24 protein-coding genes are annotated in these 22979 nt (G+C 42.7%); 16 read left to right on the top strand and 8 right to left on the bottom strand.

The features are described from left to right. The first annotated feature begins 38 nt into the window (after window positions 1–38). A complete protein-coding gene (locus LU293_RS02160; RefSeq protein WP_242748288.1) occupies window positions 39–740 on the top strand; it encodes a YggS family pyridoxal phosphate-dependent enzyme in 702 nt (233 codons plus the stop codon). 64 nt (window positions 741–804) lie between these two features. On the opposite strand, the gene LU293_RS02155 is transcribed toward LU293_RS02160, so the two are convergent. After that, on the bottom strand, window positions 805–2493 hold the full coding sequence (locus LU293_RS02155) for an NAD+ synthase (RefSeq protein ID WP_242748287.1): 1689 nt from the start codon (window positions 2491–2493) through the stop codon (window positions 805–807). A 200-nt stretch (window positions 2494–2693) separates the two neighbouring features. On the opposite strand from LU293_RS02155, the gene LU293_RS02150 reads away from it, so the two are divergent. Next, window positions 2694–2948 carry a hypothetical protein gene (locus LU293_RS02150; protein ID WP_242748286.1) on the top strand — a complete coding sequence of 85 codons (255 nt, stop codon included), beginning with the start codon at window positions 2694–2696 and terminating at the stop codon, window positions 2946–2948. A gap of 28 nt (window positions 2949–2976) precedes the next feature. Here LU293_RS02150 and zapA read toward each other — a convergent pair whose 3' ends face one another. Both zapA and LU293_RS02140 read right to left on the bottom strand, forming a co-directional pair. Continuing rightward, window positions 2977–3363 carry a cell division protein ZapA gene (gene zapA / locus LU293_RS02145; RefSeq protein WP_242748285.1) on the bottom strand — a complete coding sequence of 129 codons (387 nt, stop codon included), beginning with the start codon at window positions 3361–3363 and terminating at the stop codon, window positions 2977–2979. An 18-nt stretch (window positions 3364–3381) separates the two neighbouring features. Next, the gene (locus LU293_RS02140; protein WP_242748284.1) at window positions 3382–3744 is read right to left on the bottom strand and encodes a hypothetical protein; all 363 of its coding nucleotides are present in this window, start codon (window positions 3742–3744) and stop codon (window positions 3382–3384) included. Between the two features lie 194 nt (window positions 3745–3938). Between LU293_RS02140 and LU293_RS02135 the strand changes: the two genes are divergently transcribed. Together LU293_RS02135 and ribF are read left to right on the top strand one after the other, a co-directional pair. Then, window positions 3939–4568: a UPF0149 family protein gene (locus tag LU293_RS02135; RefSeq protein WP_242748283.1), complete on the top strand. Its 630-nt coding sequence runs from the start codon at window positions 3939–3941 to the stop codon at window positions 4566–4568. A gap of 105 nt (window positions 4569–4673) precedes the next feature. Further along, window positions 4674–5654: a bifunctional riboflavin kinase/FAD synthetase gene (gene ribF, locus LU293_RS02130; protein WP_242748282.1), complete on the top strand. Its 981-nt coding sequence runs from the start codon at window positions 4674–4676 to the stop codon at window positions 5652–5654. Between the two features lie 74 nt (window positions 5655–5728). Here the strand turns inward: ribF and LU293_RS02125 are convergent, their stop codons facing one another. Further along, window positions 5729–5974 carry a DUF2789 family protein gene (locus LU293_RS02125; RefSeq protein ID WP_242748281.1) on the bottom strand — a complete coding sequence of 82 codons (246 nt, stop codon included), beginning with the start codon at window positions 5972–5974 and terminating at the stop codon, window positions 5729–5731. A gap of 270 nt (window positions 5975–6244) precedes the next feature. On the opposite strand from LU293_RS02125, the gene LU293_RS02120 reads away from it, so the two are divergent. Next, window positions 6245–7330 (top strand): zinc-dependent alcohol dehydrogenase family protein, encoded by a 1086-nt coding sequence (locus LU293_RS02120; RefSeq protein WP_242748280.1) that lies wholly within the window; start codon window positions 6245–6247, stop codon window positions 7328–7330. A gap of 103 nt (window positions 7331–7433) precedes the next feature. On the opposite strand, the gene miaB is transcribed toward LU293_RS02120, so the two are convergent. Beyond that, on the bottom strand, window positions 7434–8888 hold the full coding sequence (gene miaB, locus LU293_RS02115; protein ID WP_242748279.1) for a tRNA (N6-isopentenyl adenosine(37)-C2)-methylthiotransferase MiaB: 1455 nt from the start codon (window positions 8886–8888) through the stop codon (window positions 7434–7436). Window positions 8889–9065: 177 nt separating this feature from the next. Between miaB and LU293_RS02110 the strand changes: the two genes are divergently transcribed. The 4 genes from LU293_RS02110 (at window position 9066) to LU293_RS02095 (ending at window position 13377) form a co-directional block, all read left to right on the top strand. Further along, a complete protein-coding gene (locus LU293_RS02110) occupies window positions 9066–11087 on the top strand; it encodes a lytic transglycosylase domain-containing protein (RefSeq protein ID WP_242748278.1) in 2022 nt (673 codons plus the stop codon). Between the two features lie 161 nt (window positions 11088–11248). Beyond that, complete coding sequence (locus LU293_RS02105; RefSeq protein ID WP_242748277.1) at window positions 11249–12235, top strand: malate dehydrogenase; 987 nt, start codon at window positions 11249–11251, stop codon at window positions 12233–12235. A gap of 94 nt (window positions 12236–12329) precedes the next feature. Further along, entirely contained in the window at window positions 12330–12893 is a 564-nt protein-coding gene (locus LU293_RS02100) for a nitronate monooxygenase (protein ID WP_242748276.1), read from the top strand. Beyond that, a complete protein-coding gene (locus LU293_RS02095) occupies window positions 12802–13377 on the top strand; it encodes an NAD(P)H-dependent flavin oxidoreductase (protein WP_242748275.1) in 576 nt (191 codons plus the stop codon). The genes LU293_RS02100 and LU293_RS02095 overlap by 92 nt, the downstream gene beginning before the upstream one ends. A gap of 123 nt (window positions 13378–13500) precedes the next feature. On the opposite strand, the gene nhaA is transcribed toward LU293_RS02095, so the two are convergent. Continuing rightward, window positions 13501–14718, bottom strand: a complete 1218-nt coding sequence (gene nhaA, locus LU293_RS02090) for a Na+/H+ antiporter NhaA (protein ID WP_242748274.1) — start codon at window positions 14716–14718, stop codon at window positions 13501–13503. A 275-nt stretch (window positions 14719–14993) separates the two neighbouring features. On the opposite strand from nhaA, the gene LU293_RS02085 reads away from it, so the two are divergent. The 7 genes from LU293_RS02085 to LU293_RS02055 all read left to right on the top strand — a co-directional run bounded on the left by LU293_RS02085 (window position 14994) and on the right by LU293_RS02055 (window position 21309). Further along, window positions 14994–15749 (top strand): TSUP family transporter, encoded by a 756-nt coding sequence (locus tag LU293_RS02085; RefSeq protein WP_242749606.1) that lies wholly within the window; start codon window positions 14994–14996, stop codon window positions 15747–15749. Window positions 15750–15944: 195 nt separating this feature from the next. Further along, the gene (locus LU293_RS02080; RefSeq protein ID WP_242748273.1) at window positions 15945–16298 is read left to right on the top strand and encodes a hypothetical protein; all 354 of its coding nucleotides are present in this window, start codon (window positions 15945–15947) and stop codon (window positions 16296–16298) included. Further along, complete coding sequence (locus tag LU293_RS02075; RefSeq protein ID WP_242748272.1) at window positions 16270–16635, top strand: hypothetical protein; 366 nt, start codon at window positions 16270–16272, stop codon at window positions 16633–16635. Before LU293_RS02080 ends, LU293_RS02075 begins: the two co-directional genes overlap by 29 nt. Then, on the top strand, window positions 16580–16957 hold the full coding sequence (locus LU293_RS02070) for a hypothetical protein (RefSeq protein ID WP_242748271.1): 378 nt from the start codon (window positions 16580–16582) through the stop codon (window positions 16955–16957). The genes LU293_RS02075 and LU293_RS02070 overlap by 56 nt, the downstream gene beginning before the upstream one ends. Before the next feature lie 176 nt (window positions 16958–17133). After that, window positions 17134–18402 carry a bifunctional phosphopantothenoylcysteine decarboxylase/phosphopantothenate--cysteine ligase CoaBC gene (gene coaBC / locus LU293_RS02065; protein WP_375540355.1) on the top strand — a complete coding sequence of 423 codons (1269 nt, stop codon included), beginning with the start codon at window positions 17134–17136 and terminating at the stop codon, window positions 18400–18402. Window positions 18403–18493: 91 nt separating this feature from the next. Then, complete coding sequence (locus LU293_RS02060; protein ID WP_242748270.1) at window positions 18494–19249, top strand: TSUP family transporter; 756 nt, start codon at window positions 18494–18496, stop codon at window positions 19247–19249. 341 nt (window positions 19250–19590) lie between these two features. Further along, window positions 19591–21309, top strand: a complete 1719-nt coding sequence (locus LU293_RS02055) for an AMP-binding protein (RefSeq protein ID WP_242748269.1) — start codon at window positions 19591–19593, stop codon at window positions 21307–21309. 127 nt (window positions 21310–21436) lie between these two features. On the opposite strand, the gene LU293_RS02050 is transcribed toward LU293_RS02055, so the two are convergent. Both LU293_RS02050 and LU293_RS02045 read right to left on the bottom strand, forming a co-directional pair. Further along, the gene (locus LU293_RS02050; protein WP_375540354.1) at window positions 21437–22309 is read right to left on the bottom strand and encodes an SPFH domain-containing protein; all 873 of its coding nucleotides are present in this window, start codon (window positions 22307–22309) and stop codon (window positions 21437–21439) included. 76 nt (window positions 22310–22385) lie between these two features. Continuing rightward, entirely contained in the window at window positions 22386–22883 is a 498-nt protein-coding gene (locus tag LU293_RS02045; protein ID WP_242748267.1) for an NfeD family protein, read from the bottom strand. Between the last annotated feature and the right edge of the window lie 96 nt (window positions 22884–22979).

Here is a 22979-nt window from a genome sequence, read left to right as displayed (position 1 = left end):
ATTTTTGTAATCTATAATATAATAAAAATGGGCTAAACATGAAAGTAGCAGATGAAATGATAAAGACACACACCTTACTGCAAAATTATCAAGCGGTTAAAACTGCCTTAGGTAAAGCCAATCAAGGTGCTGGTCGCAAAGCAGGGGCTTTATTATTAGCGGTATCAAAAACTAAGCCGGCTCAAATGATACGAGAGCTGTATAAGGCAGGGCAGGTAGATTTTGGTGAGAACTATCTACAAGAAGCCTTGCAAAAACAGCAAGAACTCCAAGACCTGCCCATTATATGGCATTATATCGGTAGTATTCAGCGAAATAAAACCCGAGATATCGCCACGTGTTTTGATTGGGTGCATACAGTTGAGCGTGCACTTATCGCTCGCAGGCTTAGTCAGCAGCGTGAAGGCTTACCGCCATTAAATATCCTAATTCAGGTGAATATCGATGATGAAGACAGCAAGTCTGGCGTGCTTGCTCAGGATTTATTTGGGCTAATTGACGAGATAATAGGCTTGCCAAATCTTAGTCTGCGAGGGCTGATGATTATTCCTGCAAAAGCAAATGATAACGCCTTTATCCGCACGAAAGTCTTATTTGATCAAGTGGTAAAAAAATACAATCTGCCAAATTGGGATACGCTATCTATGGGCATGAGTGGCGATATGACCCAAGCGGTCGCTGCTGGCTCAACGATGGTTCGTGTGGGGACGGCAATCTTTGGCGACAGAGAGTATTCTTAATAAAAATGACACGTTCAAACGTGTCATTTTAGTCTTAGATTAGATATCGCCTTAGATTAGATATCTAGCCCTTGATGGACCAACCATTCACCAAAGGATAGCGACGTTCACGGCCGAAAGATTTTTTGGTAATTTTTGTGCCAATCGCACCTTGGCGGCGTTTATGCTCAGCTTTATCTACCATGTCAAGCACGCGTTCAACCGTGTCAGGATCAAAGCCTGCTGCACAGATTGCCTTATAGCCTAGATCTTCATCAATGTACATTTTTAAGATTGCATCGAGTGTGTCATAAGCAGGCAAGGTGTCTTCGTCTTTTTGATCTGGACGTAATTCTGCTGATGGTGGGCGAGTGATGACACGCTTAGGGATAACAGGATCATCTTCTAGGCGATTGCGATAGTTGGCTAGACGATAGACGTCCGTTTTGTAGACGTCTTTAAGTACGTCAAATCCGCCAACCATATCGCCGTAGAGTGTGGCATAGCCTACTGCGTTTTCTGATTTATTGCCTGTGCTTGCAACCATATGCCCAAACTTATTAGATAACGCCATAAGAATCATGCCACGAGCTCTGGCTTGTAAGTTTTCTTCGGTAACGTCAGGCGTACTACCTGCAAACAGTGGTGCAAGTGATGAGCGTAAGCCTGCTACCGCATCATGGATTGGGCAGACGGTATAAGAGACGTTGAGGCGAGCGGCTTGGGCAGCAGCATCTTCTAGGCTCATGCCTGATGTGAATTCATATGGCATCATGACGGCATAAACTTTATCTGCACCTAAGGCATCTACGGCGATGCACAAGGTTAAGGCGCTATCAATACCCCCAGATAAGCCGATGATAACCCCTTTAAAGCCTGAACGATTGACATAATCACGCAAACCCACAACCAAGGCTTGGTACATCTCTGATTCTTCAGATAGTACGATAGGAGGCTTAACTTGGGTGTCAAATGTTTTGGCGGTGGCGTTAAACTGTGCCATAATCAGCTGATTTAAGAATCGAGAGCCTTCATGAGCGATACTACCATCTGCCTGCACGATGAGTGACCCACCATCAAAGACAATGTCATCTTGAGCACCCACTGTATTTGCATAGATGATGGGTAGATTGTGCTTAGTGGCTTGGGCATGCAGTTGTTCTTTGCGCTTGGCTTGTTTGCCGATTTCAAAAGGCGAGGCATTTAGCACAACCACCAAATCTGCCCCTTCGTTTTTTAGGGCGGCAATCGGTGCATCATGCCAGATATCTTCGCAAATCAACAGACCAATCGTTGTGCCTTTATAGTCAAATAAAACGTGGTTAAAGCCTTTTTTGAAATAACGTCGTTCATCAAAAATACCATAGTTTGGTAAGCACTGTTTATGATAAAAACCTTTTTGGCTGCCGCCTTGTAAGATAGCGGCAGAGTTAAAGGTGCCGTGATGGTCAATGTGTGGATACCCTAAAATGGTAACAATGCCATCAATTTGAGCCAGCTCATTCATCGCTGATCGAACACGTTCGCCTAGGGTTGGGCGAAGTAGTAGATCTTCTGGCGGATAGCCAATCAATGACAGTTCAGGGAAGATGACAATGTCAGCACCTTGGCTTTTGGCACTTAAAGCTAGTGCTTTCATTTTTTTGACATTGCCTGCAATATCACCTACCCAGAAGTTTGTTTGCATAATAGCAAAATTAATATGACCTTCGGGAGTGTCAATACTGTGTATTTGAGACGTATCACACGGCTCTATTGGGTTGTTTTTTGGCATTGTTATAATCCTAATGATGTAATGTGATGCAAATTGTATTTTCTTAGATTGCACGGTTAATATATCATAAATCAAGCATGCAATCATCATGTCTGCATACCAAATAACAGTATAGCATAATCAGGCATATTTTGTGATATAGTACGTCTGGTTTATTAGATGTTTATTTAAGCTGTTTGGCTCATTATAGAGGTAAAATTATGTTCGCTGTTTTAATTAATGTCATTATCATCTTATTGATTATGAAAATATTTTTTAAATTCATGTACCCAAAGCCACCCCGTGACTTTTTCCCAAAAGAGGGCGATGATACAAGCCTGCGTCATTGCGACTATTGTGGGCATTCATTAGCGACGTATCGAGGAATTGTGGTGCATGATGATGACAAGGAGCGGTTTTTTTGTAATGATGAGCATCAAAGTAAGTTTTATAAAAATAACCCGTCTGTGCCATAAAAAACCACTCAAAAGAGTGGTTGTGATCTTATGGTTTTGATACCGCTTGGATATCTTGGGTGATTTTATCGATGAGTAAATCAATCTTTTTATCGTTAAGACTCTTTTGGTAAAGCGCATCTTGTAGATTTTGGAGCTGGTCGAGTAATTCTAAGCACACCAGCACCAATAACTCTTCGTTATTTGGGCTTTTATTGGAGATGGCACGGCGAAGAGTACGGATTTTCTCGTTAAGCTTATCAGCGGTTGCTTCAAGTTGCTTGATTTTATCAGCAGGGCAAGCAATGCGGTGAGTTGTTCCTGAAATACTAATACTGACAGGTTTTACTGTACTGTTTTTGTTTACAGCATCTTTCATATTGGTAATTTGGTTCGGCTTTTGGGTGTTATCTGCCGTCTTTGTAGTGTCGGTCATTGGTGCGTCCTTAGTGGATTAATTTGGTTTAGTGTCAATCTTAGCAAGCCAATCTTGAATGACTTCAGCGCGAGAGATGGCTAAGTTGTTTTTATTTTTCAGTTCTTGATTTTTCTCAGACAGCGTGTGGTTTTGTTCAACTAGGCTTTCAATTTGTGATTGTAAAGCGGTGCGTGACTGTTCAAGCTGCTCAATCTGAACAGTTTTTTGTTTAGCGTCAGCTTTTGTGCTGTTAAGCTCAGATTGCAAGTTAGCAATCTGCTGCGGCTTATCATCATGTGCGATGGCGTGCCGAAGCTTAGACAGCTCAGCTTGAGCGTTGTTGTATTTTTGGGTTAATTCATGAACGGCTTGTTCTAGGTCTTTTAATTTATCAATCATAAGTTTCTCAATTAAAAATAAAAAGTGGCTACTAGTGTATCACTTGGTAAATCATTGACAATATTACCAACTTTTTTGGTAAATTAACAACAAAAATCTACAATTTTATGCAGTTTTTTATCATTTATCTTGTCTTTTATAAAAAAGACGGCATAAAAGACGGTAAATATACTTAAGTAATAAGGAGTTGGTTTATGAGCGATCATTTGTCAGGTTGGGATGATTGGACGGCAGCATTTAGCGGTTGGACAGATGTGTCTATTAGTGAGCTTCATGGTCTGATGACGGGTGTGATGACGGTGTGTAATGCACCCGATGAGGCGGTTTGGACGCAGTTGTTAGAAGAGTTAAGTTTTAGTGTGCCAGATGAGGCAGCACTTGAGTTATTAACTCAATATGCTGAGGATGTCAGCTTTGCTCTAAAAGATAAAGATGATGCTTATGCTTATGAACCGCTTGTGCCAGACGATGAGCATGATCTGTATGAGCGAGTTTTGGCACTAAAAGACTGGGCAGGTGGCTTTTTGACAGGAATTGGTGTTGCAGGCGTGGCGATACAATCTGAAGAAAAAGAGATGATTAAAGATCTATCTCAGATCGCTGCCATTCGCCTAGATGATGAGGAGTCTTTAGAAGGTGGTGAGGAGATGTGGCTGCATTTATTTGAGTTTGCTCGCATGGTTCCTGTGGGATTATCGGTGCGAAAGCGTGGCGAGGTGAAAGACTTGCCATTATTAAAAGGCTTAGCACCAGACGCCAAAACCGCCAAAGAAGTCAGCGAAGAAAAGCTGTTGTATGTTGATGCGATGCACCAAAAGCAGTGAGATTGACGATAAGCCTGATGGGCAAAAGCCAGATACACCTAAATGCTAGGATAAATGCTAAAATTGCTTTATAATGAGCGGTTTGTGATAAATGAATAACGCTTTATGCAGACGATATATTTAGACCCAAATGCACCCATAAATCTTCCGCCAATCGCCTTGACAGTGGGTAATTATGATGGCGTGCATCTTGGTCATCAAGCAATGCTATCAGCACTAATTCAAGACGCTGCTTCTCGCTTTTTAAGCTCGGCGGTAATGGTGTTTGAGCCGCAACCTAGAGAGTTCTTTGCTTTTGATAATCCGCCACCACGACTGACAAGTTTGGCAGAAAAATCACATATTTTAGCCAAGCTTGGGGTGGATTTTTTGTTGGTGGTGGATTTTAACCAAGCCTTTTGTTCGCTGACAGCCACAGAGTTTGCCGCATTGTTAGGGCGTCTAAATGTGCAGCATTTGGTATTGGGCGATGATTTTCGCTTTGGGTCTGGGCGTGTTGGCGATAGAGCATTTTTGCGTCAAGCGGGCTTTAGTGTTGATAGCCTAAAGACCATCACCCTAGCAGGCGATAGAATTAGCTCGACAGCAGTACGCCAAGCCTTACAAATAGGTGATTTAGCGACAGCAAAGCACATGCTAGGACGTGATTATGCGATTACAGGCGTGGTGGTGAGCGGTGATAAGATTGGGCGTACGCTTGATTTTCCGACCGCAAACGTTGCTTTAGAGCGTCAAAAACCTGCTTTGCAAGGGGTTTTTGGTGTAGATGTTTTTGCTTATAAAGATGGTGAAAGGTTGTCTTGGTCATTATTAAGCGATGGTCAGCAGACGGGCGTATCTGGTGTATCTGCAGGCAGTTTATTTGGGGCTGCAAATATTGGCATTCGTCCAAGCGTGGGCGGTGCAGATTATCGTTTGGAGGTGTATTTACCGAACTTTTTGGGTGATTTATATGGCGTAACCCTTAAAGTGGTTTTTTTGCATTACTTGCATGGCGAACGCCACTATGACAGCTTAGATGCCTTAAAGTTAGGCATTGCTGAAGATGTGCGTGCTTTACTGGCATGGCGTTATTGCCACGACTAGGACAAGCATAAAAGGTTTGTACAATAAAAAAGCTGACATTAGATCAGCTTTTTTATTGATTTATTTATGATATATCAGTTATCTGCCTGCTCATGTAAGCGAGCATTTAGCTCATCAATAACCAACGCCCATACAGCATCTAATTTCCATTCTTCAGCGATAAAAGCACGCTGCCCATCATCTAAAAAAGATGCTTCTTTTAGGCTAGTGTTTTCGTCTAGTTGATGGGTTTGGATGAACTTTTCGATTGCTTCATCTGTATGCTCAAGCCCCAACTGTTTAAACAGTTCGTTCATGGTGTATTCAGTATCGCCTAACATGGTATTTCCTTAAAAAATAAAGATAGATTTTTATCAATATAACAATGCTATATCACATAAATATTACATTTGGTTGGTAATTTGTACAAAATACTCACTAAAAAACAGTTTTTCACGCCATATTGTTAAGTTATATCATAACATAATGATTTTAAAAAGTATTTTTTCTAAAATTGCTTTTTTTTCTAAAAAAAATCTGTTAAATTAGAAATAAGAAACATGGCAAATCAATGTTTCTTTATAATCAACCATCAATAAAAGGATGAAATTATGAGCAAGACCATGAAAGCAATGACGTATTATGGCAAGGATGATTTGCGTTTTGAAGAGCGTCCTGTGCCAACCATCATTGAGCCGACCGATGCGATTATCAAAATGGTCAAAACCACCATCTGTGGTACAGACTTAGGCATTATTAAAGGCAAAAACCCTGAAATTGAAGCCACCGCTCGTGAAAAAACAGGCGAATGGAACGGCCGTATCCTAGGACATGAAGGTATCGGCATCATTGAAGAAGTGGGCGAGTCTGTCAAAAACTTTAAAAAAGGTGACAAGGTCATTATCTCTTGTATTAGCCGCTGCGGTGCGTGTGAAAACTGCCAAAAGCAACTGTATTCACATTGTCAAAATGGCGGTAGCTGGATTATGGGCTATATGATTGATGGGACGCAAGCTGAATATGTACGTACGCCATTTGCTGATACGAGCTTATATCATCTACCAGAAGATTTAAATACCGATGTGGCGGTATTTTTATCAGACGCATTGCCAACAGGGCATGAGATTGGCGTACAGTATGGCGATGTCAAGCCAGGTGACGACATTGTGATTGTCGGTGCAGGACCTGTGGGTATGGGAGCGTTATTAACTTCACAGCTTTATTCACCTGCTACCATCATCTCGGTGGATATGGATGAAAGTCGCCTAAAAATGGCAAAACAAATGGGTGCAACCCACACCATCAACCCAAGCAAAGAAGATGTAGTGGCTCGTGTTAATGAAATCACAAACGGACGTGGCGTGGATACTGCTATTGAAGCAGTAGGCGTACCTGCAACTTGGGAAACTTGCCAAAGCGTGATTAAGGCAGGTGGTAATATTGCCGTCGTTGGCGTGCATGGTAAAGCGGTGGATTTTGAGCTTAATAAACTGTGGATTAAAAACTTAACCATTACCACAGGTCTTGTTAATGCTAACACCACAGGCATGCTATTAAAAGCGTGTCAATGCAACAAATTGCCGATGGAAAAACTTGCCACGCACCATTTCAAATTCAGCGAATTTGAAAAAGCTTATGACGTGTTCAAACATGCCGATGAGCATAATGCGATGAAAGTTATCATTGAATATGAGTGATTTTTGGGCATTCATTAAGTAGGTATGAAATAAAAAACGCAAGTTAAAACTTGCGTTTTTTTTTTGCGTTTAAAATTATGTCAAATTGTTTATTTATAAAGCCTTAGCCTAAAACTTCTGTAATCTCACCTTCAACCAAGTGCATACTGATTGCCTTGGTGATTTTGACCATGACAAATTTGCCAAGCAAACTTTCGTCTCCTGCAAAAATCACCGAGCGGGTATTATCTGCACTACCATGCAAAAACCCTTCACGTCTGTTGGCTTTTTCTTCTACCAATACACGCACCGTCTGACCCACCATGCCTTGTGTTTTGGCAAAAGTAGATGTTTTAATCACTTCTTGGAATGTCGCTAGTCGTGCTTTTTTGGTGTCAAGACTGACATCATCAGGCAAGTCAGATGCAGGCGTGCCGGGGCGTTTTGAGTAGATGAAACTATAAGAATGGTCAAAATCTAAGTCTTTGGCAAGTTGTAGTGTGTCATTAAAATCAGCGTCCGTCTCCCCTGGAAAGCCGATAATAAAATCGCTGGACAAATACAAATCAGGACGCACAGCACGCAGTTTATTGATTTGATTGATATAAACATCAATGGTGTGGTTTCTTTTCATGGCTTTTAAGATATTGTTTGAGCCACTTTGTACAGGCAAATGCAGGTGCGAGACCAGTTTTGGCAAGCTCTTATAAGCGTCTATGATGTCATCGGTAAATTCAAGGGGGTGGCTTGTGGTGTAGCGAATGCGTTCAATGCCATCAATGTGTGAGACATAATGAAGCAGTTCGCTAAATCGGCAAACCGTGCCGTCATCTTTGTCGCCACGATAGCCATTGACGTTTTGTCCAAGCAGGTTAATCTCACGCACGCCTTGTTCTGCTAAGGTGGCAATCTCAGCCAACACATCATCTAGTGGGCGAGACAACTCTTCGCCACGAGTATAAGGTACGACACAAAATGAGCAGTACTTAGAACAGCCTTCCATGATGGACACAAATGCCTTATAGCCTTCTACTCTTGGCTCTGGCAAAAAATCAAATTTTTCTATACTTGGAAAAGACACGTCCACCACGCCGATGCGGTTTTTGGACAAGGTGTCTGTTTGTTTGGTGGATTTGTCATACAATTCAGGCAGGCGGTGCAAGGTCTGCGGTCCAAAGACCATGTCCACAAAAGGGGCTCTTTTTTGGATATTGTCGCCTTCTTGGCTTGCCACACAGCCACCTACGCCGATGATGAGATTGGGGTTTTTTTGTTTGAGCTTTCGCCATCTGCCAAGCTCACTAAATACTTTTTCTTGGGCTTTTTCACGAATAGAGCAGGTGTTCATGATGAGTACATCAGCTTCGTTGATGTCTTTAGTGATGACCATGCCATGACTGTCGCCTAGCACATCGCCCATTTTTTGGCTGTCGTATTCGTTCATCTGACAACCTTGGGTTACGATATATACTTTTTTTGGGGCGGTGGGGTCTTTGGGCAGGTGTTTTAACTGCTCAAGTGTTAGGGTGTTTTCTCTATGGATTTGGGTATTTTTAGGGTTAAATACGGTAGCGGTCATGGTTTTCTCCAAGGGCTTTAGACGGGTTGGTATTAACAAACTTGCTATTATAGCATAATCAGTGTAAATATCATGGCATAGATGAATTTAGCGGTTATAAAAAGTTACAATTTAACCACTTACCGACACCTTAAAATTTGATAGGATAGAGATATTTTGATTTAAAAGTAATGAGTTATGGTAGTCTCAACTCCAAAAACACACGTTAAGACCATTTGTGATACGGTACTTTTTTTATGTATCGGTGCGATGGCTTTACCACTGATGGCAAATGCCAACAACGAAGATATTTATCAGTTTATCGATGCTGAACGCCAAAAATCAAACCCAACTGCAATGGCAGATTATGAATATGCTATGTCTGATTCACTATTTGCGGCATATCCGACTTATTGGCGACTAAATTATAACTTATCAAGCCAGTCACCAAAGGTGATAAATGACTTTGTGCATAAATATCCAAGCCATGTAATGAGCGAAAAACTAGCAGCAGATTATGCCGAAACCAAAGCAAGGCAGGGCGATTATGCCAGCGTGCGAGCAGTGACCCACTCCATTGAGAATGCCGATGAATCAGAGGCGTGTGCGATAGCCCTTGGGCAAAATGCCATCGGTGATGCCAAGGCTTTATCTCAAAAAGAAGATGTCTGGCTAAACACCCACCTTGATCGTTCACTTTGTGAGAAATTAGCCACCCAGATGGCAGATCACCCTAATATCAGCAATACTGATCTTGAAAACAGACTGGTTAGAATGTTAAGAATTGACTACCGCCAGCTGTCTAGTAAAAAGCCACCGCTTGATCAGTCTAAAGACATTCTAAAATTAGCAGGTAAATTAGGCATAGCCATTGACTATGCGACGATTTTAGAAATCCGTCAAAATCCCAATGGCTTTTTAACTCGTTTTCAGAATGAACCATACAGCCAAACCAACCAATATCTATACATCTATGCCATCAGTCAGATAGCACATCGTTCATATTTACAAGCAGCTGACCAACTAAATTATGACATCACCCAAGATCGCACACGCCATCACAAACTGCTGTCAGATATGGCGATTCGCTATGCGTGGCGAAGCATTGCGGTAAAACGCATGAATATGAATACTGATGACGGCTTTAGTATGGATGCGGTAAATTGGTTTCGAAGTAGTATCGGCGTCCCATTTAATTATGAAGAATCTGAAGATTATGCCCAAGCGGCGATTTATTTTGGGCAGTGGCATGACGTCGTAACAGCAATCAGCACGATGAGTATTCAAAATCAGCAAAAAAGAGTGTGGCAATACTGGCTGGCTCGTAGCTTTGAGCAGATTGGTAAGACTACTGAGTCACGCGGCATTTACCAAAATTTAGCAAAAGAGTTAGACTATTATGGGCTGCTTGCCAAAGATAGACTGGGTCAGACTTTAACAGCAAGAGAGCTTGGTGGTACTCAAACACCTAAGGCTAGCCATTATGACAACCAAAGAGTGATGCAAAATCCGTACTTTGCTCGTGCATTTTTAATGATGGAAAGTGGCGTATCTGATGTGCATGCTGGGCGTGAATGGAACTGGGCGGTTAAAAAAGCCCGTGATACAAACGATGCAAACCTAGCAATCGCTGCTGCTAAAAAGGCGTATGATTTAGGGCTGTATCATCGCAGTATTTATGCGATTGATAACATGCCAAACCTAAGAGCAGCACCGCTGTCACATCCGCTTGCTTATTATGATGAAGTGGTTAGCCACAGTCAAAATGCAGGCATTGATCCTGCTTGGGCGTATGGCATTATTCGCCAAGAAAGTCGCTTTCAAGCTGGGGCAAAATCTAATGCTAATGCAGGTGGCTTGATGCAGATTATTCCAAGTACTGCAAGGCTTATCGCCCAAAGAATGGGTGAAACAGCAGGCAGTATGAATAATCCTGATACCAATATCCGCTATGGTACATGGTATCTAAACAATCTGGCAAACACTGCAAATGGGCAAATTGCCGTTGCCACAGCAAGCTATAATGCAGGACCAAACGCTGCTAAAAAGTGGCTACCAAAACACGGCAGTATTGCAGCTGATCAGTATGTTGAGGCTATTCCGTATTATGAAACCCGTGATTATGTCAAGCATGTCATGGAAAATGCGACAATTTACAGCTCTTTATTAGGGCGTTATACGCCTATCTCGACCCGCATGGGGGTGGTGGCAGCTTATTAATTTTTCTGATGTTTTGTTTTGTTGCGATTTATGATTAAAAGTGCTACACTTGACAGGTCTTAGCTTAGCGATAGCTTGGCAAGATGTGCTGATGATTTATAATCTTAAAAGGCTTTAAATTATAAAATCCACCCCATTTATTTTTTTTTGAGGATACAACAATGAGTAAACAACCCGTTCGTGTTGCTGTGACAGGTGCTGCAGGTCAGATTGGTTATAGCCTACTATTTCGCATCGCTTCAGGTGAGATGCTTGGTAAAGACCAGCCGGTTATTCTACAACTGCTAGAGATTCCAGTAGAAAAAGCTCAACAGGCTCTACAAGGCGTGATTATGGAACTTGATGATTGTGCATTCCCACTACTTCACGATGTAATCGGTACAGATGACCCAAATGTGGCATTTAAAGACGCTGATTATGCATTGCTTGTGGGTGCTCGTCCCCGTGGTCCTGGCATGGAACGTGCTGATTTACTCCAAGAAAATGCTAAGATTTTCACCGTTCAAGGTAAAGCCCTAAATGACGTGGCAAGCCGTGATGTTAAAGTTCTGGTAGTTGGTAATCCTGCTAATACCAATGCTTATATCGCGATGAAGTCAGCACCAGACCTACCTGCTAAAAACTTCACAGCAATGTTACGTCTTGACCATAACCGTGCCTTAACTCAAATCGCCAAAAAAACAGGCAAAGCAGTTAAAGATATTAAAAATTTAACCGTATGGGGCAACCACAGCCCAACTATGTACGCTGATTACCGTTTTGCCACCATTAATGGCGAAAACGTAAAAGACATCATTAACGACCAAGAGTGGAATGCCAATACTTTCTTGCCAACAGTTGGTAAGCGTGGTGCAGCCATTATTGAAGCTCGTGGATTGTCATCTGCTGCTTCTGCTGCCAATGCAGCAATCGATCACATCCGTGACTGGGCACTTGGCTCAAACGGTGAATGGGTAACAATGGGTGTGCCATCTGACGGCTCTTATGGTATCCCAGAAGGTGTGATTTTTGGTTTCCCTGTAACTACCGAAAATGGCGAATACAAAATCGTTCAAGGGCTTGAGATTGATGACTTTAGCCAAAAATACATTGACACTACGCTAAATGAATTAATCGAAGAACGTGATGCGATTAGCCATCTGCTATAATTTAGTTTTGTTCTTTTGGTAACTAAAAACACTCAAGCTTGCTTGGGTGTTTTTTATTAAAAGTATACTATGGATAAGGATAAAAGAAGATTTGATGCAGCAGATAAACATTAGTATAAAACAGCACCTAAAGCTTGCAACGCCTATCATGCAAGCACCGATGGCAAAAGCAAGTAATGCAAGCTTTGTGGCAGCAGCTTCCACGGCAGGTGCGTTAGGTTCGCTAGGGGCGGGCATGATGCCACCTAAGCTAATGATAAGTGAGATTAGTGCTATTAAAACTCTCACTAACCAACCTTTTGCGGTAAATTTAATGGTGCTACGAGATCATCAAACCCAAAAATTTACCCACGCCATGCCAGATTGGCTTATCCAAAAGTATGCTTTGCTGGGTGTTAATCCTAATCTTGGTGCTAAGCCTGCATTGGATTTTAAAGAACAGTTTCAGGTATTAATTGACCACCCTGTGCCTGTGGCAAGCTTTACGTTTGGTATTTTAACCCATGATGAAGTTGCTAAGCTTAAGCAGGTAGGTACGCTTGTTATTGGTACGGCAAATCACTGTGATGAAGTGGTGTTATGGCAACAAATGGGGGGCAGATGCGGTCGTGGTGCAAGGCAGACAAGCGGGCGGACACCAAGGTGGTTGGCTGTATGATGAAGCTGAACGCATAACGACATTTGAGTTACTAACCCAAGCCTTAAAGCTGAGCTGTGTGCCGCTAATTGCGTCAGGTGGCATTGCAGACGCCAAAGCGGTGCGTGATGCACTGATGATGGGTGCAGATATGGTGGCAGTTGGAACGGCATTTTTGACGACGACAGAATCGGTGATTGATGAATTATGGAAAGCAAAGTTGCTAAGTGCTTGTGCAAAAGATACTCATTTGACAAGATTATTTTCTGGCAAGCTTGCAAGGGGACTTGTGAATGACTATCTGCGTGAGTTTGCCGATATTGATGGCGTCATTAAGCACGCACAGATACCGCCTTATCCTGAATTAAACGCCATGACAAAAGAACTTCGTGCTACGGCAAAGCATCTAAAAGACCCTAATCTTATGAGCTTATGGGCAGGTACGTCGGTGGATAAATGCCGTGATGAAAGCATATCAGAACTCATCGATAGACTGTTAAATTAGTCTTATCTTTATCGTCTGCACTGTGGCTTGTTTTAACCACTTTGGCAAAGTCGGCGGTTATAGTGACGGCGTGGCAAATATAAAGCCTAACAATAAAGTTAGGCTTTAGGCGGTATTAACAGGCTAATGGTTGGCGATAAACCCTTCTTCTTGATTTTTAGCCCAAGTAGGGTGATCGGCATCTTTGATGGCACCTCGCAATATCAGATAGCCTGCAATCCCAGAGATGAGCGAACCTAAGATGATACCAAGACGTGGATCAAAAGCGTCTGGCACACCATTAAAGGCAAGCCCTGAGATGAACAGACTCATGGTAAAGCCGATACCACAAAGCAGACTTGCTCCATAAATTTGTCTATAATTTGTGCCTGATGGTAGGCTTGCAAGCTTTAGCTTAATGGCGAGTAAAAATACGCCCATAACCCCAATCTGCTTACCAAAAAATAAGCCAAGCGTGATTCCAAGTGGTACGCTGTGAGTTAAGCTTGACAAGTCTGTCCCCACCAAAGAGATACCTGCATTAGCAAAAGCAAATAATGGCAAAATACCATAGGCAACTGTGTTGCTTAAATCATGCTCTAGCTCTTCAAGTGGAGAGTGTTCTGGGTCGTATTTATTACGCAGTGGAATAAAAAATGCCAACAACACCCCAGCCAATGTTGCGTGTACGCCTGATTTGAGCATGGCTGCCCACAGCACAAGCCCAATCAGCAGATAAGGGGTAAGGCGGACAACGTTAAAGCGATTTAGGGCGAATAGTAGGGGTAAGCATACGCCAGCGATAGCAAGCGATGTCAAGGATAAGTCGGCAGTGTAAAATAAAGCAATGATGATGATTGCCCCTAAATCATCAAAGATAGCGATGGATACCAAGAACACTTTTAGGGCATTTGGCACTTTATTACCTAAAAGGCTAAGCACCCCAATGGCAAAGGCGATGTCGGTAGCAGCAGGGATTGCCCACCCTGATAAGTGTTCACTGTTTTGGTAGTTAAACAAAGCATAGATTACTGCAGGAGCGATCATACCACCTACTGCACATAAGGCAGGGAGTAAAATTTGCTTAATGTCAGATAGCTCACCGACCAAAGCTTCACGCTTTAGCTCAAGTCCAACCAAAAAGAAAAATATCGCCATCAGCCCATCGTTGATCCAGTGATGGGCGTCTTTATTGATAGAAAAATTACCAATCTGCACCACCACAGGAGCATGGATAAAGCCATGGTATAAGTCGTGTAAAGGAGAGTTGGCGACAATCATAGCAAGCATCGCTGCTAGTGCAAGAATGATGCCTCCTGCTGCCTCTAATTCAAAAAATGCCTTGATGCGACCTATTGCCATGTATTTACTCCCCTTTGGTTTATTTATGTATTGCTAAGATGCGTGCAATTAACACAAATTGAGCGATAGACCTTGGTTTTTTTAAGCGTAGACTACCGATCATTAAATTATTTTTTAAACACTCCAATTTACCATAAAAAAAGGTAGGGATAAAGCTTTTTTGTGTTTATCTATACTACTTAAGGTAGTGATGTCCTAAAGTCGGTATCAGTTTTTCATAGAAGATTACTTGTAAAAGCATTATAATCGGCATTTTATTTGTGGAAAAGCCCAAGATGGATTTGTCTTTTACGTTTAATATCATTGTCATGCTCTTTTTTGTGGCGTTATTTGCAGGATTTATTGATGCGATGGCAGGCGGTGGCGGACTGTTGACGATACCTGCACTGCTACTGACAGGCATGAACCCTGTGGCAACCCTGGCAACCAATAAACTACAAGCCTGTGCAGGGTCGCTCTCAGCAAGTGTCGCCATGATAAAAAAAGGATTGGTTCACCCCAAGATGATGAAAACTGCTTTGATGATGGCGTTCATCGGTTCTGCGGTGGGGACGATTTTGGTGCAATTATCGCCCCCTGATTTTTTGCGTAAAGCCTTGCCCTTTGTCATAGCAGGGGTGGGGATTTATACCTTATTTAGCCCAAATCTTGGCAAATTAGAAAGCACGCCACGCATGAGCCAAGCGGTTTATGAAAAAACAGTCGCTCCCCTTGTCGGCTTTTATGATGGGTATTTTGGACCGGGGACAGGGACGTTTTTTAGTTTATCACAAGTTGTCTTGCGTGGGCGAGAGTTGGTGGCTGCCACAGCAAGGGCGAAGCTCTTAAATTTTGCCACCAATATTGCAAGCTTGATTTTCTTTATTTTGGGCGGGCAAGTGGTGTGGGTTGTTGGGTTTGTTATGATGGCAGGGCAGGTCATTGGGGCGTATCTTGGCAGTCATTTGGTGGTCAAAGGTGGGGCGAAATTTATCCGCCCTGTGATTGTGGTGATGTGCTTTGCGATGGTGGGGAAATTGGTGTGGGGCTAGATTGACGTAAAGATGAGATGGGGATTGGATATGGAGTTGATATGGACTTAAATTAAAAAAAGTTTTATGGGGGTTTGATTGTCTTTTATTTTAGTGATATGTCGCTACTATTGATGGTGATGTGGCTATCTTACCAAATCACCAAAAATCCACTCATGCTTAGTGTGCTTGTTTTTATCAGCACCATCATACCTTTTGTCATCAAAAAAAATCGCCAAAGTTAATCTGCTGTCATTGCCCATGTCTTGGCTGATGAAAGTTCGGATTGTGTTATATTTGTTTGTACTGATGTTGTCTGCCATCAATCCTAATACATACACGTTTATCGGCATGGCATTAAGTTTGGGTATCTTGGGCGTGAGTATATTGAGCAACTACGAATCTTATAATAATTGCCTTGTGGTTAAGCAGTTGGTTAGTGCTGATAAAGCGTCAAGATATATGCAGGCAGTCATTCAGATTGGTGCTTTTGCTGGGGCGATGATTGGCGGATTTTTATTAAGCCATTTTACATTTTTTTTTGGCGGTGCTTATCATCGCTTTGATTGACATTGCTTTTTGTATTTTTAATTTGTTTTTGGTTAAAAAAGGTAAGTTTGAGCAAATACAGCTTCAAAAACAACACAGCACCACCAATCATAACAGCTTTCATCATCAGTTAGACCGTAAATCGGTTTATCTGCTGTGTGCTTTGCTTGGGTTTCTTGGCATTCATATCATCAGTTTTAATATCACAACACCAATCATTTTTCAAGAAATTAGGCAGTGGACCGCCCAAGATTATGGGTTGTCTAGTGCCTGTGCAGGCGTGGGGCTTTTTCGGCAGTTTTTTGAAAAATGGTGTCAAAAAATGTTTGGCGATGGCGTTTTTGATGATTGTGGCTGATGTTGTATTTGTGTTGTCTGACATCAAGATGGTGTCGTTTTTGATGTGTTTTTTTATTGGGTTATTTATGAATAGTGTCAGAATGTTGGTTAGGGCGAATTTATCTTTGCTTGCCAAAGATGACAACCAAGCATCAATCATTGGGCAATACAGTGCGGTGAGTTATACTTTATTTCAAGCAGGTGCCAGTTTGACCATTGGCTATATTTTGGCAACATCTGGCAACATTACTATGGCTCAATTATTTTTGCCGTTGATGGTGGTGGTTGTTCTTATTTTGTATGTGTTTTGGACAACAAAAATCAATACCAATCGCATCTAAACCAATTGCATTAAACCAACAGCACTAAACCGATTGCATTAAACCAACAACATCTAAGCCAATGTTTAAATGGTGCTGGGGATAGCTTGGGACTGTGCAATGGGGCTGTGCAATGGGCAGTGCGTGATGGGGTTACTTGCGATGGTTTTTTGCGTTATAATGGCTGTTTTATAGCCATGTTAAGCCTATCCATGAAAAACGCCAATATCTTGCTTGCCATCACAGGCGGTATCTCTGCCTACAAATCTGCCATTCTTGCTCGCCTACTCATCAAAGCTGGGTGCGATGTGCGTGTGATGATGACTGATGGGGCGTGTGAATTTATCACGCCGTTGACGTTGCAGGCATTGACAGGGCATGAAGTACATACCGATTTACTTGATGAGACTGCTGAGCGTGGCATGGGGCATATCGAGCTTGCCAAATGGGCGGATTTATTGGTGATTGCCCCAGCGTCTGCCAATACCATCGCCAAACTCGCTATGGGCTTGGCGGATAATCTTGTGAGTACCGTCGCCCTTGCCACGACTGCCCCCATCTTGGTTGCCCCTGCCATGAACCAAGCGATGTACCATCACGCAATCGTACAAAATAATCTAGACACGCTCATCAAGTTTGGACATCACATCATCATGCCTGCCAGTGGCGAGCAGGCGTGTGGGGATATGGGGGTGGGGCGATTGCCTGAGCCAGAAGACTTGTGCGAGCGGATTTTGGATTTTGTCAGCTCAAAGCAGTCGCCACCCCTTCTTCTTGCCGATAAAAAAGTCGTCATTACCGCAGGGGCAACGGTTGAGCCGATAGACCCTGTGCGGTTTTTGTCCAATCATTCCACAGGCAAAATGGGCTTTGCTTTGGCTCGTGCGTGCGTGCGTGCAGGGGCAGATGTTACCATCATTGTAGGCAAATCGGTACAACTGCCCACACCCATTGGCATAACACGCCTAAATGTCGGTACGGCAGATGAGATGCTCACCGCTTGTCAAGGTGCGATGACGGACGACGGCGACACCATTTTTATTGCAACTGCCGCTGTGGCAGATTATAAAGTTGCCAATGTCGCTACCCAAAAAATCAAAAAAGTAGACGGACAAGACAGCTTGACACTTGAACTGATTAAAAATCCTGATATTTTAGCCACCATCAGTCAAAATTTCCCCCACGCCATCATGGTGGGCTTTGCTGCTGAGACTTTTGATACAGAAAATTATGCCAAAGGCAAACTTGTCGCCAAAAACTTAGACATGATAGCCGTCAATGACGTATCAGACCAATCCATCGGTTTTGGCAGTGATGATAACGCCATGACGGTGTTTTTTGCCAAGCAATATGAACAAGATAAGGTGGTGCTATCTAAGGCGAGTAAGGATAATATCGCACAGCAACTGGTGGCGTGCGTGGGGCAGGTATTGGCTCATCGGGCAACAGCACAAGACGAAAGATAAAGCAAGAAAAAACAACCACATCAACTACGCCATTTTCTCCCAAAAGACCATCATTTGCTCTGATTTGGGCGAATGACTAAGCAAAGCATCTATGAAATTTGAACTTTGGCTCATTCCTTTATTTATCATCGCAAGTGTGCTACACGGCATTGCAGGCATGGGATTTCCGCTCATCACCATTGGGGCGTTGAGTGGGTATGGGCTGACCTATGCCATCATCTTGGTCTTGGTGCCAACCGCTGTACTTAATCTCGTCGCATGGCTTGGTGGCGATGGCGGTATTTGTCATAATTTTTGCTTTTATCTTAAAAAATACCTACCCTTAGTCATGCTCTCGGTACTCGGCTCGGCGATGGGGGCGTATCTGCTTTTGGTGGTTAATTCGGCGTATCTGATGCTTGCTTTGAGTGTCGTGGTGCTGTGGTATGCCATCACAAGCCTTTTGGGTAAAAAGATTGTCCTGCCAAATACGACTGCATCGCTAATTATCATGGCGTTAATTGCAGGCGTGGTGGGCGGTGCGACCAATGCCATGTCGTCTGTGCTACTGATGTATCTATTGTCCATGACGGACGATAAGATGACGATCATTAAGGTGGGTAATCTGTGTTACTTTGTCAATAAACTTGTGCAAGTGATTGTATTAAAAGATATTATTATGACCGTGCCAATGGCGACGTGGGGTGTGATTGGTCTTTTGACGGTGCTGTCGGTTGTGGGGATTTTGGTGGGTGGGCGTGTGGGCGGATATTTACCAACGGACAAATTTCGCTTGCTGATTTTGCTGATTTTATTGTTGCTTGGTATCAAAGTCGGCTGGCAGGGCATCAATATGTTATTGATATAATGTTTTTATGTTAAGTCGTTTCATATGATTGTCTTAAATGTTGTCTTAAATGTTGTCTTACTTAAATGTTGTCTTAAATTTTAACTGTTGATTGTCTGTTTGATTGTCGTCAAGTACAAGATTGGCAAATACTTTTGTTGGGCATTGCCATTGTGATGGTTTGTTTTGGTATGTTGACACAAAAACCATTTGGCAATTGACCAAAAATAGTGTATTTTATAAAACACTTGTTTTCTAAATAAAGCACAAACCACATTTGCTTTGATAAATATGTTGTGATTACTACAACACCTGCTAAATATTGTAAACAACTGCCAAAACGACCAAAAAAGGAAGTCACTATGAATCATTGCCACTTTACCACCCCTGCCAGTCGCCCTTGGGTTCAAACTTATGCCAAATATGGATTGGACATTGATTTGAAGATACCAAGCCATGTTCATTCTTTGATTGATGTTTTTGAAGAAGCGTTCGCCAAGCATGGCAATCATGTGGCATTTAGCTGTATGGGTGCGTCCATGACCTACAAACAGCTGGATTTGTACAGCAGACAGATGGCGGCTTATTTACAGTCGCTTGGGCTGACCAAGGGCGATAAAGTGGCGGTGATGATGCCAAATATTTTGCAATATCCCATCGCCATGATTGCCATCATCAGAGCAGGGCTGACGCTCGTTAATGTCAATCCGTTATACACCCCAAGAGAGCTTGAACATCAGCTCAAAGACAGTGGTGCCAGCGTGCTGTTTATTGTGGAGAATTTCGCCCATACTTTTGAAAAAGTGCAAGACAAAAGCGGTATTAAACACGTGATTGTGGCGACACTGGGCGATATGCTCGGCATAAAAGGATTTTTGGTAAATACAGTGGTGCGTCATGTCAAAAAAATGGTGCCAAAATGGCAAATCCCCAATCATATCAGCTTTAAAGATGCCTTAGACAGTGTGTCTGCCAGTCGCTACCAAAGACCAAACCCAAGCCTTGATGATATTGCTGTGTTGCAGTACACAGGTGGCACGACAGGTGTGGCAAAAGGGGCGATGTTAAGCCACGCCAATTTGGTGTGTAATATTGAGCAGTGCATGACCTTTGTTACCAAAGTATTCGCCGATGATGATGACGCTCATCATCAATACATTGCCACAGCATTGCCTTTGTATCATATTTTTTCATTTACCGTCTCTATGCTTGGCATGAAAATGGGTTTTGCCATGCTACTTATCACCAACCCCAGAGATTTGGCGGCGGTAACCAAAGACTTTGCTAAATATAAGCCAGCATTTTTCCCTGCGGTCAATACCTTATTTAACGCCTTGGCAAATCACGAAGGCTTTAAGGCACTAGACCACAGCAACCTAAAACTGTCGTTGGGTGGCGGTATGTCTGTACTGCCAAGCACCGCCAATCTTTGGAAAAATCTGACAGGCAACGAGATTATTGAAGGCTATGGCTTATCTGAGACATCGCCTGTACTCACGCTCAATCCACCGGGGGGTTACACGGGTAAAATTGGCATTCCTTTTCCATCAACGGACATCATCTTATTGGGTGATGACGAATGCGAAGTGCCACTTGGCGAAGCAGGCGAGATTTGTGCCAAAGGCCCACAGGTGATGGCAGGCTATCATAATCGCCCAGACGAAACGACAAAATCCATGACAAAAGACGGCTATTTTCGCACAGGCGACATCGGCGTGATGGACGATGATGGTTTCATTAAAATCGTTGATCGCAAAAAAGACATGATTTTGGTATCGGGGTTTAATGTCTATCCCAACGAAGTAGAAGAGTGTATCGCAGGTCATGCCAAAGTCTTGGAATGTGGCGTGATTGGTGTAGATGACAGCCACAGTGGCGAAGCGGTCAAGGTGTTCATCGTGAAAAAAGACAGCAGTCTGACCGAAGAAGAGATTAAGGCATGGGCAAAAGAGCATCTGACTGGCTATAAACGCCCAAGATTTATTGAGTTTATTGATGAATTGCCAAAATCTAATGTTGGCAAAATTTTAAGAAAAGATTTGCGTGTGCTTGAAGATAGCAAGCAACAAGGCGGTCAATAACCATTAAGCAATAACCAAAATTGCCCAAAACCGCCTTGCAAACAACATAAGAGTGATATGGGTAAGTGAATAAATCAACAAATAAAAACCGTCTTTTGACGGTTTTTATTTGCTAAGCTGACTGGGTTTATTTTAGCTTATCGCCAACCAAACCTTTGACGGTATTGACAATGTCTGCTGGTATGACGATGGTTTTGGCGTTGGTTGATTGAGCCATCTCATTCATTGCCTTGATGTATTGTTCGCCAAGCAAATAGATGACAGGCATTTCTTTGCCGTCCATAGCTTGACTGATAAGGCGGATAGATTCTTCTGAGCCACGAGCAAGCACCACTTGGGCTTCGGCATCACGGCGAGATGCTTCAAGTCGTCCATCTGCTTCTAAGATTGCTGCTTGTTTTTGACCATCGGCACGAGTTACGGTGGCACGGCGTTGTCGTTCAGCCGCTGCTTGCTCTTCCATCGCCAACTGCATGGTGGTTGATGGTTTGATGTCTTGGATTTCTACGGTTTTTAGGGTGATGCCCCAATCGGCAATGTCATCTGAGATGGCGTGTTTTAGCTGTGCTTTGATTTGATCACGGCTAGATAAGGCGTTATCCAAATCCATCTCACCGACAATGGAGCGTAGTGATGTTTGTACCAGATTTTGAATGCCGTACTGATAGTTTTCTATCCCATAGACCGCATGTTCTGGGCGGATAATGCTGATGTAGGCGACGGCATTGGCGATGATGACCACGTTGTCTTTGGTGATGACTTCTTGGCTAGGAATGTCTAATACGATGTCTTTGGTGGTAACTTTATATGACACCGTATCCACAAAAGGAATGATGAAATTAAGACCGGGTTCTAAGGTGCGATGGTATTTGCCAAGTCGTTGGACAACCCATTTGTAGCCTTGTGGCACAAGACGCACGCCCTTAAATATGGTAAAAATAGTAAAAATCACGAGCACAACCAATATCACATTCGTTGCGATGAATTGTCCTAATATCATATCTATGATGTCTGTTGTCATAAGCTTACTCCGATGACGTTTTGTGTGGGATACACACTTTAAAATTCAATGTCAATCAAGCGTGGTTTTGATAAGATGTTTTTTCAATAAGATGTTTTTGTACAATCAGTTTATTGCCGATGATTTGAGTGATTTGTACACCATCACCCACCATCAATATCTCATCGCTTTGGCATTCCCACTGCCTTGACCCAAGTTTTGGCACGGCAAATTGCACCACGCCCAAATGACCTTGTGCATTGATGATGACCCCTGTATCACCAATAATACTGCTACCCCCAAGCCCTGCCGTGGTTTTATTTGTCATCTTGGGTTTAAAGAATGCAAACCAAGTAGCACAAAGCAGTACAGAAACAATAAGCCACAAGAGCAGTACAGAAACAATAAGCCACAAGACAACTAAGACAGACATTGATGGGGATAATACCCATGCGATGAGTGCCACCAATATCGCCGACAGCCCAAACCACAGCAAGAAAAAGGTGGGTACGAATATCTCTAATAGGCAAAGCACCAACCCAAAAACGAGCCAATGCCAAGCTTGTATCGCCATGATGATTCCTTAAATAATTGGGTGTGTGATTATTATAGGGTATTTACAACAAAAATATATAAAGATATGCAAAAATATGCTAATCTACCAAACAAT

This window comes from Moraxella nasovis (assembly GCF_022701215.1).
Classification (GTDB): Bacteria; Pseudomonadota; Gammaproteobacteria; order Pseudomonadales; family Moraxellaceae; genus Moraxella; species Moraxella nasovis.
This window is presented reverse-complemented; position numbering and strand designations above follow the sequence as displayed.